Origin of the sequence: Stenotrophomonas thermophila (genome assembly GCF_001499715.1) — a bacterium.
GTDB classification, from domain to species: Bacteria; Pseudomonadota; Gammaproteobacteria; order Xanthomonadales; family Xanthomonadaceae; genus Stenotrophomonas; species Stenotrophomonas hibiscicola.
On the sequence record NZ_CVIW01000017.1, the window covers coordinates 54,598 to 65,720 of the forward strand.

Consider the following 11,123-nt stretch of genomic DNA (forward strand, 5'->3'; position numbering starts at 1 on the left):
GAGCATGGGCTCGGCTCTACACAACACGGCCCGCAGCCGTCACCATGGCGGCCCCCACTTTCCCTCCCGGATGGTTGCAGTGCTGAGTACGATCGGTTTGTTGATGGGCCTGTATGTGGCCTGGCGCCTGTTCTGGCCACTGCGCATGCCCCCCTGGCAGAAGGTCGTACTGTCGCTGCTGCTGGTGGGCGTAGCCGTGCAGCTGCGTATCGTCGCCACGTTCTGGGGCACGATGGCCTCGCCCGAGATTCCGAAACTGGCCATCGCCACGCTGGCTACCGGCTCCACGGCGGTGTTGCTGTTGGCGTTGCTGATGCTGGCGATGGATGCGGGCCTGCTCGCGTCCCGCCTGCTGCGCTGGCCACGTGCGGTAGCCGCATTGCGCACGCGGCGCTTGCGGCCGGCGGCCGGCGTGCTGGCGCTGCTGGTCAGTGGTTATGGTGTCAGCCAGGGCATGGCGGTGCCTCATGCCCGGCAGATCGAGGTGAGCATTGCCGGGCTGCCAGCGGCGTTCGACGGCTATCGCGTGCTGCAACTGACCGACATCCATGCCAGCCGTCTGCTGACCGGCGACTGGGTGCGTAGAGTGGTGGCCGAGAGCAACGCGCTGAAGCCGGACCTGATCGTGATCACCGGCGATCTGATCGATGGCAGCGTCGAGGCCCGTCGCGACGACGCGCGTCCGTTGGCCGATCTGCAGGCGCCGGACGGCGTCATTGCCATCACCGGTAACCACGAGTACTACGCGCAGTACCAGGCATGGATGCAGGCGTTCCGCGCGCTGCACATGCAGGTGCTGGAGAACAGCCACCTGCAGGTGCGACGCGGTGATGCGGCGCTGACCATCGCTGGTGTCACCGACCCGGTGGCGGCGCGTTATGGCCTGCCGCTGCCGGATCTGGACGCCGCCTTGGCCGGCACCGATCCCACCGCGCCCGTGATCCTGCTCGATCACCGCCCGCGTAATGCACGCTCGGCAGCAGCGCGCGGCGTCAAACTGCAGCTGTCCGGGCATACCCACGGCGGGCAGATCATCGGCATGGACCAATTGGTGAAGCGGGCCAATGGTGGCTTCGTCTCCGGCCGCTACGACGTGGATGGGATGACCCTGTACGTGAGCAATGGCGCTGGCCTGTGGGCCGGATTCCCCGCGCGCATCGGGGTGTCCTCGGAAATCACCCTGATCACGCTGCGCCGCGCCCCGTGACCTGAAGTGGGGCATATCCCTTTCCGCAGGGAATTCGCTGCCTATCGTGCTGGGATCCCTCTGTAGAGCCGAGCCCATGCTCGGCTGAGCCAGGGGCAGCCGAGCATGGGCTCGGCTCTACAGGTAACCGCCTCCTCAAGAACTCCGCAGCGGTGGCCGCGCATGCGCATTGCGCCGCAGCGACTGCGCCCGCTTGGCGATCGCACGCACCACGACAGCGGTGAAGAGCAACGCGGAGGGTACCGCGTACCAGAAGTTGCCGGGCACGCGCTTGAAGTACGAATAGGTGAACACTGCGGCGATGATCCACATGCCGGTCACGTGCAGGCGACGCCACACGGTGGGGCCCATGCGGCGGGCGATGCCACGATGCGAGGTGATGGCCAGGGTGAGGATGGCTACATAGCCGATCGTGCCCGGCAGGTTGGCCAGGGCCGAGCGTGCCGGCCAGAACGCGGGGTTGAGGATGCCGAAGGCGGTGATCGCCACCGCATGCAGCAGGTGCGAGAACGCGAATGACAGGCCGATGATGCGCCGCTCGCGCAACATGTGCTGGGTGAACGGGCCGGGCAGCAGGCTGGCGAACGATGATGCGGTGAACGCGGCCAGGAAAAGCAGGAACGACGTGCGTGCAGTGACCCGGATCGCCGCGCGGCTGCCCTCGACCACGTCGGGCTGCAGGGTGAACGCCGCCAGTGCGACGGCGATCAGGACCACAGCCATGGTCACGAAAAGGCGCCAGCCGCGCAGGAAGGAAGTGTTGGAAGCAGCCATGATGAAACCTCGAATCAGACAGGGGTAGTGCCGGCCGCTGGCCGGCAGTCGCAGAACCCGGCCAGCGTGACCAGCACGCCGGCCGCGCATAGTTCGCCCAGCAAGGGCGTGGCCACCACGCGCAGTTCGTCGGCGGCCACGCCATGCGCATCTGCCAGTGCGTTCAGCGCGTCATCCACGTGGGTACCGTCATCAGCGAAGGCCGACAGCAGCGCATACGCCAGTGGTGCCAGTTCCTCGACCTGCAGCTGGTAGTCCGCCAGGCGGCGCAGCAGCAGAAGCGTCGGCTCGCTGGCGTCGGCATCGTCCAGCGCGGCGTCCTCATGCACCGGCCACCGGTAGCCCAATACCCGCACCAGCGGCGACAGCGCCAGCACATCGCTGCCCGCCGGCATGGACTGCAATGAATGCCCGGCATCACGTGCCTCGATGTGCAGCGTCTGCTGCGTGCTTTCGTAGTGCGCCAGTTCCGCCGCCCAGCCGGGCAGCGCGAACGCATACTGCACAGCCAGCCACGCAGCGAACTCGCTGGCGATCTGCGGGAACAACGGGGTATGGCAGACGTGATGTGCGTAGTAGTGCTCGACCAGACCGCGCCAGCGCGCTTCGCCCAGCTGTTCCAGCAGTCGCGGCAGGCTGCCTGCCAAAAGGGTGTCCAGGCTGTCGATGCACAGGCGGCGGTAGACCGCCATCCGCCGTGCCTCGACGCCATCGGGCGCAGGCATCGACGGGTCCCGTACATGATCGGCCCAGCGCCGTTGCACGATGGCCAGCGACTCAGCCATGGGCCACCTCCTGCCAACGTGCCTCAACCTGCGCTTGGCGGATCTGCGCAACCTCGGCCAGCAGCTCCGCCAGCGGCGGAAAGTTGAAGTCGCGTTCGAGCAGCGTGGGGCGCACGCCCAACCGCGCATAGGCCTCGCGCAGGAGCGCCCAGACCACGCCTTTCACCGGTGCACCATGGGTGTCGATCTTGAAGCCGTCGTCTTCATCGAAGTGGCCAGCTACGTGCAGCGAGGCGACACGGTGGGACGGCACGCGGGCCAGGAACTCGAAGGCGTCGTAACCGTTGTTGCAGGCATTGACGAAGACGTTGTTGACGTCCAGCAGGAGGTCGCAGTCGGCTTCGGCGAGCACGGCGTTGATGAAGTCGATCTCGCTCATGTCCGCGCCGGCAACGGCGTAGTAGGAAATGTTCTCCACGGCGATGCGTCGGCCCAGCATGTCCTGCACCTGGGCGATACGGCCGGCGACATGGTGAACGGCCTCGGCGGTGAACGGCAGTGGCAGCAGGTCGTAGACATGGCCACCGGCGGCGCAGTAGCTCAGGTGTTCGCTGTACAGCTGCACCTGGTGCAGGTCGAGGAAGGCACGGGTCTGTGCCAGCAGGGTGCGGTCCAGCGGATCAGGACCGCCCAGCGACAGCGACAGGCCGTGGCAGGTCAAGGGGTGGCGCTCGCTGAGTTGGCGCAGCGCGTCGCCGTGTGCACCGCCGACGCCGATCCAGTTGTCGGGGGAGACTTCGAGAAAGTCGATGGCACCGGCCGGCATGGCCAGCAGTTCGTCGATCAGGCCACGGCGCAGGCCAAGACCGGCGGCATGGGTGGGCAGGGGCAGGGACATGGCGGATGCTCCACAGAGAGCGCCGCCTTGAAGGCGGCGCCGGGTGAACGTCGATCAATCGGCAACGCGGGAGAACAGGCCCTTCGGCATCGGCTTGCCGTTGGCGGTGTAGACGCTGCGCAGGTAGTCGTGCGCTTCCTGCTCGCTGATGTAACCGTCGTGGTCGGTGTCGATGCGGTCGAACTCGGCGGCACGCTTGGCGGCCACAGCGTTGAATTCGGCACGCGAGACCTTGCCGTCGTGGTCGCGATCAGTGCGGGCAAACGAGGCGTCGCCGCACTTGCCTTCGCCACACTGGCCCTCGGCTACCTTGGCCTTGCCGGCGGGCTTGCTGGAGGCGGTCTTGTTGGCCCCGCACTTGCCTTCACCGCACTTGCCTTCGGCGGCGGCGCTCATGGCCACCGCGCTGATCGCCAGCGGCTGGATCGCCGCGGCCTGGCCGGCCAGCAGCAGGCCACCGGCCAGGGCGATGCCGATGGCACCGATGCGCGGCAGGCGAGAGGAAGAGGTGTTCTTGGTCGAGATGGACATGGTGGTGACTCCTTGGGAAAGCACGCGGGGCGTGCGGGATGGACGCCGCCGAAGAGGCGACGGAAAGCGAAACGCGCGGGAACAGGGGAGTCGGCTCAGGCGGCGCGGCGACAGCGCAGCAGATGGCCCAGCAGCAGCACACCGCCGAGCAGGGCACCGCCGAAGCCGATGCCGGGCAACAGCGCGGCAACCGGCAGCAGCAGGGCGATCAGGCTGACGCCCCAACCCAGGCCGTCATTGCCTGCCGTGGCACGGCCGGGGCCGGCCAGCAGCCGGTCCACGCTGAGTGCGCCACCGCCGTTGAGGATCAGCGGCAGCAGCATGGCCAGGAACAGCAGCGGCAGCTTGAAGTTGCCGTAGCCCTGGTCGGTGATCGCGTAGCCCTGCCAGAGTTCACCCAGGCTGTTCCACTGGTCGGGCCAGTGCACGGCGGCGATGGCGACCACCGTCAACACCCAGAAGACGTAGGCCACCGAGCGCGTGGCCAGGCCCAGCAGCAGCATCACTGCCCCCACCAGTTCCAGCCAGGTGGCCAGCTGCCAGTTCAGCGACGCGGGCAGGGCGGAGAACGGGAACGGGAAGCGGCCTTCGAGGTCGGCGAACCAGTTCTGGCCGCCCAGCTTCTCGCGGCCGGATTCAAAGAACTCCCAGGCCAGCAGGGTGCGCAAAGCCAGTGGCGAGAGCCAGCGGCCGACGGCGTCCAGGCGGGGGGTATACGTGGAAGAGGCGGTGCTGATCATGGTGGTGTCCTGCGGGCCAATGGTCGGTGGAGGCCATTCCAGGCGGCGCAGGTATCGGCAACGTGTGCCGTTTCCCGGGGTTTTGTCAGCGACTGTGGCCGCGGCCGGGGTTTCGTACAGTCAGATACAAAGACGATGCGTTGGTGCACATCGGGGCGTAGCGCGCCCGCGTGCGGGGAACGATATCCAGCGGGTACCGCCCGGCCCGGTCCGCGGCCGAATGTATCCCACTGTAGAAAGCCGCCCGCACCCTACAGTCCGGTACAAGTCCGCGCCGCGCGGAAACAGCGCCGATACACCGGCAGGCGGAAATGGCCACTCCCAACACCGGAGCGCCACCCATGATCCGTACCTCGTTGCTTGCCGCCGCTCTTGCCCTGGCCGGCGCCGCCACTCCAGCCCTGGCGGCCCAGGCCGACGCCAGTGCACCACCCACCGTCATCCTGGTGCACGGCGCCTTTGCCGATGGCTCCAGCTGGAGCAAGGTCATCAGCACCCTGCATGACTGGAAGCTGCCGACGGTGGCAGTACAGAATCCGCTCACCTCGTTGGCCGACGATGTTGCCGCCACCCGTCGCGCGATTGCCGCCGCGCCCGGCAAGGTGGTACTGGTCGGCCACAGCTGGGGTGGCACGGTCATCACCGAAGCAGGAAATGACCCGAAGGTGCAGGCGCTGGTGTACGTGGCCGCGTTCGCACCGGATGCAGGACAGTCTTCGGCGCAACAGGGCGAGGGTTTCCCGGTTGGCCCGGGCCTGGCCCGACTGCAGGAAAGGGATGGCTACCTGACGTTGCCGGCTGATGCCGTCGCCCAGGACTTCGCGCCGGACGTGATGAAAAAGTCGGCCGCACTGCTGTACAGCACGCAGGTCCCGTTGAAGGCCAGTGCGCTTGGCGAGCGGGTGAGCGTTGCGGCGTGGCGCAGCAAGCCGAGCTGGTACGTGCTCAGCCGCGATGACCGCATGTTGTCGCCGCAGCTGCAGGCCGCCACCGCCAAGCGCATCGGTGCACAGCTGCAATCGATCGGCAGCAGCCATGTGTCGCTGCTTTCGCATCCGGCGCAGGTGGCCGACAGCATCCTGGAAGCGGCGGGAGTGAAGCCGGCCGAATTGCCGCTGGCCGAGCAGGGGGGCTGAACGATGGCCGCCCTGCGTGTGTATGCGCTGCCGTTGCTGCTGAGCCTGCTGGGTGGGGCTGCGCTACTGATGGCTTGGCCCAGCCCGGAGGCCGACGCGCAGCCGGCACACGCCGTTCCCGCCGCCGGGTTCGACGGTGGCGGGCCCTGGCACAACAGCCCACCGCTCACACTGGAGCAGTTGCGGGGCAGGTGGTGCTGGTCGAGTTCTGGACCTACACCTGCAGCAACTGCCTCAACGTGGCGCCGCATGTCCACCAGTGGCATGCACGCTACGCGTCGCAGGGCCTGAGGGTGATCGGCGTGCATACGCCGGAGTTCGCCTATGAAGGGCTGCCCGGCAACGTGCGCAAGGCCATCGCACGGTTGGACATCACCTGGCCGGTGGTGCAGGACAACCAATACCGGATCTGGAACGCCTGGCGCAACCGCTTCTGGCCCGCACTGTACCTGCTCGACCGGCAGGGGCGGGTGGTCTACCGCCATTACGGCGAGGGCGAATACGCACGTACCGAAAGCGAGATCCAGCGCCTGCTGGCCAGCCCCTGAGCCGCGCTACCATGGCCGCGCAGCGCGGCCCTGACCTCCGTCTTCATCGAGAACGCAATGAACCATGTACCGCACATCCTGGTCGTCGACGATGACAGCGAGATCCGCCAGATGCTGGCCGACTACCTCCAGCGCAACGGCCTGCGCGTGAGCCAGGCCGACGGTGGCCGGGCCATGCGGGCGCTGATGGATACCCATGCCGTGGATCTGGTGGTGCTGGACGTGATGATGCCGGGCGAGGACGGACTGAGCCTGTGCCGCAACCTGCGCGCCGGCAAGCATCGGGCGGTACCGGTGGTGCTGCTGACCGCGCGCGACGACGAGACCGACCGCATCATCGGCCTTGAAATGGGCGCCGACGACTACGTGACCAAGCCCTTTTCTTCGCGCGAGCTACTGGCACGCATCAATGCGGTGATCCGTCGCACGCAGATGCTGCCGCCGAACCTGCAGGTAAGCGAAGCCGGCCGCCAGTTGGCCTTCGGCGAGTGGCGCCTGGATACCACCGCCCGCCACCTGTTGGATGCACAGGGCACCGCGTATCCGCTCAGCGGCGCCGAGTTCCGCCTGTTGCGCGTGTTCCTCGATCACGCCAATCGGGTGCTCAGCCGCGACCAGCTGCTCAGCCTCACCCAGGGCCGTGATGCCGAACTGTTTGATCGCTCGATCGACCTGCTGGTCAGCCGCGTGCGCCAGCGCCTGGGTGATGACGCGCGCGAGCCGACCTACATCAAGACCGTGCGCAGCGAAGGGTATGTGTTCAGCCTGCCGGTGCAATTGCTGGGGCCGGACGAATGAACACCGCCGCACGTCGTCCACGCTGGCCGCGCACGCTGTCGGCGCGTCTGCTGCTGGTGCTGCTGGGCGGACTGGCCCTGGCCCACGCACTGTCCTTCGGCCTGCTGTTCTTCGAACGCTACCAGTCCACCCGCAGCATGATGCTGCGCAACCTCGACGAGGATGTGGCAGTGAGCGTCGCGCTGCTGGAAAATTTGCCTGCGGAGCAGCGTGAGGCCTGGGTGCCGCGGCTGGAGCGGCGCACCTACCGCTATCTGCTGCGCCCGGCCGCGGCCGGACCAGGGCTGCAGACCGATCGTGCACGCCAGGTCACGGCGATCATCGACGACAGCCTGCAGCACCGCTATCCGTTGCAGGCGCGCCAAGTGGCTCGCCTGCCGGAGCGGTTCGAGGTGGAACTGCGCCTGCACGACGGCACACCCTTGACCATTGAAGTCACCCCGTCGGGCCTGCCGCTGGCACGTTGGCTGCCCGCCGTGCTGCTGCTGCAGCTGGCGCTGCTGCTGGCGTGCGCGTGGCTGGCGGTGCGTCTGGCCCTGCGCCCGCTGCAGCAGTTGTCGCATGCGGTGGAGCATCTGCAGCCGGGCAAGGACGGGCCTGCACTGCCTGAAGATGGCCCTGCGGAAGTAGGCGGCGCAGCAGCCGCACTCAATGCCCTGCAGGCACGCATTCGTGGCCATGTCAGTGAACGCCTGCAGATCCTGGCCGCGATCTCGCATGACCTGCAGACCCCCATCACGCGCATGAAGCTTCGGGTGGAGACCCTGCCTGAAGACAGCACCCAGCAGCGCCTGCTGGCCGACCTCGATCACCTTGGGCAGCTGGTGCGTGAGGGCGTGGCCTATGCGCGCAGCAGCCACGTTGCCGCTGGCGCGCCGGTGTCGATGGACCTGGGCGCGTTCCTCGCCAGTGTGGTCGGCGACTACGAGGACATGGGCAAGCCGGTCACTGGCGGTGCGCCCGCTGGACTGGTCGTGCAGACCTGGCCGCAGCCGCTGCGCCGCGTGGTCGGCAATCTGGTCGACAACGCATTGCGCTACGCCGGCGCCGCCGAGATCGAGGCGGGCCGCGATACGGCCGGAAGGGTGTGGATCAGCATTTCCGACCGTGGCCCAGGCATTCCCGAGGACCAGCTGCAGGCAGTGCTGGCACCGTTCCACCGGCTGGAGAGCTCGCGCAACCGCGATACCGGAGGGACCGGTCTGGGACTGGCCATCGCGGTGCAGCTGGCGCAGTCGCTGGGTGGTTCGCTGAGGTTGCACAACCGCGAGGGTGGCGGGCTGCGGGCGGAACTGCAGCTGCCGGGCTGAGTTGCCCGGCCTTGTGTTCCAGCAAGGATGCTTCTGCTTCGGCCTTGGCGGTGAGCGCTTCACCGGTCATGAAACCCAGTGCATGCACGCAGTCGACAGCTGATGACCGGCATTTCACCCCGTCCATGCCACGCTGCGCGGAACCTGCCCAACCGGGACCGAGGCTGTTGAAGGCGAACACGCAATGACTGCGGCGCGGCAGCGCTCGATGTGGGTGGCGGGCCTGTCCACGGTGGTGGAGTGGTACGACTTTACCCTGTACCTGTACTTCGCCACGGTGCTGTCGCGGGTGTTCTTCGGCGGTGGCGAGCAGGCGTTGCTGGTGACCTTGGCTGGCTTCGCGGTGTCCTACCTGATGCGTCCGCTGGGCGCGCTGTGCTTCGGCCACCTGGGCGACCGCCTGGGCCGGCGCTGGATGCTGCTGGCTTCGATGGCGTTGATGGCAGCGGCGATGCTGGCCACTGCACTGCTGCCGACAGCGGCCACGGCCGGTACGACGGCCGGCGTGCTGCTGCTGATCCTGCGCTGCGCGATGGCGTTTTCGGTGGGCGGTGAGTACACCGGGGTGGCGGCGTACCTGCTGGAAAGCGCACCGGCGCGACGACGTGGCCTGGTGACCTCGCTGGCCTCGGCCGCCAGCGAAGTGGGCGCCCTGCTGGCGGTAGCGATCTCTGCACTTACCGTCGCGCTGCTTCCCACACCGCAGCTGGACAGCTGGGGCTGGCGGATTCCGTTCTTCGTTGGGACTGCGCTCGCGCTGGTGATCCTGGTTGCGCGTTCGGGCATGCACGAGTCGCCGGAGTTCGAGCGCCAGCGGCGCGAGGGCAGCATCCCGGCCACGCCACTTCGGCACGTGCTGCGCCACCATCCGCTGGCGGTGGCGCGCACCTTTGCGATCTCCGCCTTGGGCTCGATCACCTACTACGTGGGCATCACCTATGTACCGGCGTTCCTGCACGCACGGGGGCACGATGAAGGCGATGCGCTGTGGTTGTCGACGATCGCGGCGGTGGCGGTCATTGCGATCACGCCCCTGTGCGGCGCATTGTCCGACCGAGTCGGACGAAGGCCGGTGCTGTTGGGCCTGACCGTGCTGGCAGCGCTGCTGCCGCTGTCCTTGTTCGCGTGGATGGCGCAGGCGACGGCGCTGGGCATCGCGCTGGCCGCGGTATTGCTGGCCTGCGTGGCCGGTGGCGTGAGCGCGGTGGCGGCCCCGGCCACGGCCGAGCAGTTCCCCGGCGAAGGCCGGGTCAGCGGGCTGGCACTGGGGGTGACCATGGCCACGGCCGTGTTCGGCGGGGCAACGCCATGGCTGGCGCAATGGTGGGTGGAACGCAGCGGCTGGGCAGCAGCGCCAGGCGCGATGATCGCGCTGGTGGCGGTGCTGGTGCTGCCGGTGCTGTGGACCCTGCCCGAGACGGTCCCGGGCAGGGCCAAGCGCTAGCGGGTCAGACCTTCACGGTCTGCTCGATGTCGGCCAGCACGGCGGCCGCATCGACGCCGATGGCAATCGACTGCACCACGTGGCCGTCCCACACGCTGGGGCCGAAGGCCAGGCCTTCCGGCTTGGGAATGGTCATGCCGCGGGCGACGCCGTCGGTGGCCACGCGCACGCTGGCGCGCTCGAACTGGAACAGCTCCGGACGGGTCAGCGCGATGCAGGCGCAGCAGTCGTGCACGACCATGCCCTTGTGGCCGGCCTGCAGGTAGAAGTCCACGTAATCCTGCGACAGCGCACGCACCAGGTCGGCATCGGCACCACCGATCGCAGCCAGCGTGTCCAGGCCGTCACGGTCCATTTCCACGCGGGTGGTCACGTCCAGGCCGATGGCGGTGACCGGCCAGCTGGCGGTGAACACCACGTCGGCCGCTTCGGCGTCGCCCCAGATGTTGGCCTCGGCGGCCGGGGTGATGTTGCCGTTGACGTGGAAGGCGCCGCCCATGATCACCACGCCGCGCACCAGGCCGGCGATGTCCGGCGCCTGCTGCAGGGCAAGGGCCAGGTTGGTCATGCGGCCGACCGCGACCAGGGTCACTTCGCCCGGATGGGCGCGGACCAGGTCGATGATCAGCTGGTGGGCGGGGCGCGCGTCGGCGGCCACGTCCAGTTCGTCCGGCACCGGGTGATTGCCCAGGCCGTTGTGGCCATGGATGTGCACCGGCCAGGCTTCCGGGGTGGCTTCCGGCTGCAGCGGGCCACCGGCACCGCGCGCGACCGGGGCGGCAAAGCCCCAGGCCTGCTTCAGGTACAGCGCGTTGTGCGTGGTTGAGTCCACCGAGGCATTGCCGAAGGTGGTGGTGACGCCGATCAGATCGATCTGGGCGTGCTTGTGCAGGTACAGCAGGGCCAAGGCGTCGTCGACGCCCGGGTCGGTATCGAAAATGACTTTCAGCATGTTCTTGTTCTTCTTCTTCCGTGTGGTGCGGGGGGCGCCGGCGGCCTGGAAGCAGGCCGG

General features: G+C 68.0%; 11 protein-coding genes and 1 pseudogene. 6 read left to right on the forward strand and 6 right to left on the reverse strand.

What is annotated here, in order from left to right:
• Positions 1–70: 70 nt before the first annotated feature.
• A complete protein-coding gene (locus tag BN1263_RS09860) occupies positions 71–1,207 on the forward strand; it encodes a metallophosphoesterase (RefSeq protein WP_058980820.1) in 1,137 nt (378 codons plus the stop codon).
• Positions 1,208–1,342: 135 nt separating this feature from the next.
• On the opposite strand, the gene BN1263_RS09865 is transcribed toward BN1263_RS09860, so the two are convergent.
• The 5 genes from BN1263_RS09865 to BN1263_RS09885 all read right to left on the reverse strand — a co-directional run bounded on the left by BN1263_RS09865 (position 1,343) and on the right by BN1263_RS09885 (position 4,875).
• Positions 1,343–1,981, reverse strand: a complete 639-nt coding sequence (locus tag BN1263_RS09865; protein ID WP_058980822.1) for a ferric reductase-like transmembrane domain-containing protein — start codon at positions 1,979–1,981, stop codon at positions 1,343–1,345.
• 14 nt (positions 1,982–1,995) lie between these two features.
• On the reverse strand, positions 1,996–2,766 hold the full coding sequence (locus tag BN1263_RS09870; RefSeq protein WP_058980824.1) for an HvfC family RiPP maturation protein: 771 nt from the start codon (positions 2,764–2,766) through the stop codon (positions 1,996–1,998).
• Positions 2,759–3,604: an HvfB family MNIO-type RiPP peptide maturase gene (locus BN1263_RS09875; protein ID WP_058980827.1), complete on the reverse strand. Its 846-nt coding sequence runs from the start codon at positions 3,602–3,604 to the stop codon at positions 2,759–2,761. The genes BN1263_RS09870 and BN1263_RS09875 overlap by 8 nt, the downstream gene beginning before the upstream one ends.
• 54 nt (positions 3,605–3,658) lie before the next feature.
• On the reverse strand, positions 3,659–4,135 hold the full coding sequence (locus BN1263_RS09880) for an HvfA family oxazolone/thioamide-modified RiPP metallophore (RefSeq protein WP_058980829.1): 477 nt from the start codon (positions 4,133–4,135) through the stop codon (positions 3,659–3,661).
• A 95-nt stretch (positions 4,136–4,230) separates the two neighbouring features.
• The gene (locus BN1263_RS09885; protein ID WP_058980831.1) at positions 4,231–4,875 is read right to left on the reverse strand and encodes an HvfX family Cu-binding RiPP maturation protein; all 645 of its coding nucleotides are present in this window, start codon (positions 4,873–4,875) and stop codon (positions 4,231–4,233) included.
• Positions 4,876–5,216: 341 nt separating this feature from the next.
• On the opposite strand from BN1263_RS09885, the gene BN1263_RS09890 reads away from it, so the two are divergent.
• The 5 genes and pseudogenes from BN1263_RS09890 (at position 5,217) to BN1263_RS09910 (ending at position 10,111) form a co-directional block, all read left to right on the forward strand.
• Positions 5,217–6,011 (forward strand): alpha/beta fold hydrolase, encoded by a 795-nt coding sequence (locus BN1263_RS09890; protein WP_058980833.1) that lies wholly within the window; start codon positions 5,217–5,219, stop codon positions 6,009–6,011.
• Positions 6,012–6,014: 3 nt separating this feature from the next.
• Positions 6,015–6,559 (forward strand): annotated as a pseudogene (locus BN1263_RS09895) (redoxin family protein).
• 57 nt (positions 6,560–6,616) lie between these two features.
• Positions 6,617–7,357 (forward strand): response regulator, encoded by a 741-nt coding sequence (locus BN1263_RS09900; RefSeq protein WP_019659345.1) that lies wholly within the window; start codon positions 6,617–6,619, stop codon positions 7,355–7,357.
• Entirely contained in the window at positions 7,354–8,667 is a 1,314-nt protein-coding gene (locus tag BN1263_RS09905) for a sensor histidine kinase (protein ID WP_058980835.1), read from the forward strand. The genes BN1263_RS09900 and BN1263_RS09905 overlap by 4 nt, the downstream gene beginning before the upstream one ends.
• 184 nt (positions 8,668–8,851) lie before the next feature.
• Positions 8,852–10,111, forward strand: a complete 1,260-nt coding sequence (locus BN1263_RS09910; RefSeq protein WP_058980837.1) for an MFS transporter — start codon at positions 8,852–8,854, stop codon at positions 10,109–10,111.
• Between the two features lie 4 nt (positions 10,112–10,115).
• Here the strand turns inward: BN1263_RS09910 and BN1263_RS09915 are convergent, their stop codons facing one another.
• On the reverse strand, positions 10,116–11,063 hold the full coding sequence (locus BN1263_RS09915; RefSeq protein WP_058980839.1) for a nucleoside hydrolase: 948 nt from the start codon (positions 11,061–11,063) through the stop codon (positions 10,116–10,118).
• Between the last annotated feature and the right edge of the window lie 60 nt (positions 11,064–11,123).

Bases quoted from the DNA above. Each gene is read 5' to 3' on its own strand.
- BN1263_RS09860 (WP_058980820.1), top strand. From the start codon at position 71: ATGGTTGCAGTGCTGAGTACGATCGGTTTGTTGATGGGCCTGTATGTG.
- BN1263_RS09865 (WP_058980822.1), bottom strand. From the start codon at position 1,981: ATGGCTGCTTCCAACACTTCCTTCCTGCGCGGCTGGCGCCTTTTCGTG.
- BN1263_RS09870 (WP_058980824.1), bottom strand. From the start codon at position 2,766: ATGGCTGAGTCGCTGGCCATCGTGCAACGGCGCTGGGCCGATCATGTA.
- BN1263_RS09875 (WP_058980827.1), bottom strand. From the start codon at position 3,604: ATGTCCCTGCCCCTGCCCACCCATGCCGCCGGTCTTGGCCTGCGCCGT.
- BN1263_RS09880 (WP_058980829.1), bottom strand. From the start codon at position 4,135: ATGTCCATCTCGACCAAGAACACCTCTTCCTCTCGCCTGCCGCGCATC.
- BN1263_RS09885 (WP_058980831.1), bottom strand. From the start codon at position 4,875: ATGATCAGCACCGCCTCTTCCACGTATACCCCCCGCCTGGACGCCGTC.
- BN1263_RS09890 (WP_058980833.1), top strand. From the start codon at position 5,217: ATGATCCGTACCTCGTTGCTTGCCGCCGCTCTTGCCCTGGCCGGCGCC.
- BN1263_RS09900 (WP_019659345.1), top strand. From the start codon at position 6,617: ATGAACCATGTACCGCACATCCTGGTCGTCGACGATGACAGCGAGATC.
- BN1263_RS09905 (WP_058980835.1), top strand. From the start codon at position 7,354: ATGAACACCGCCGCACGTCGTCCACGCTGGCCGCGCACGCTGTCGGCG.
- BN1263_RS09910 (WP_058980837.1), top strand. From the start codon at position 8,852: ATGACTGCGGCGCGGCAGCGCTCGATGTGGGTGGCGGGCCTGTCCACG.
- BN1263_RS09915 (WP_058980839.1), bottom strand. From the start codon at position 11,063: ATGCTGAAAGTCATTTTCGATACCGACCCGGGCGTCGACGACGCCTTG.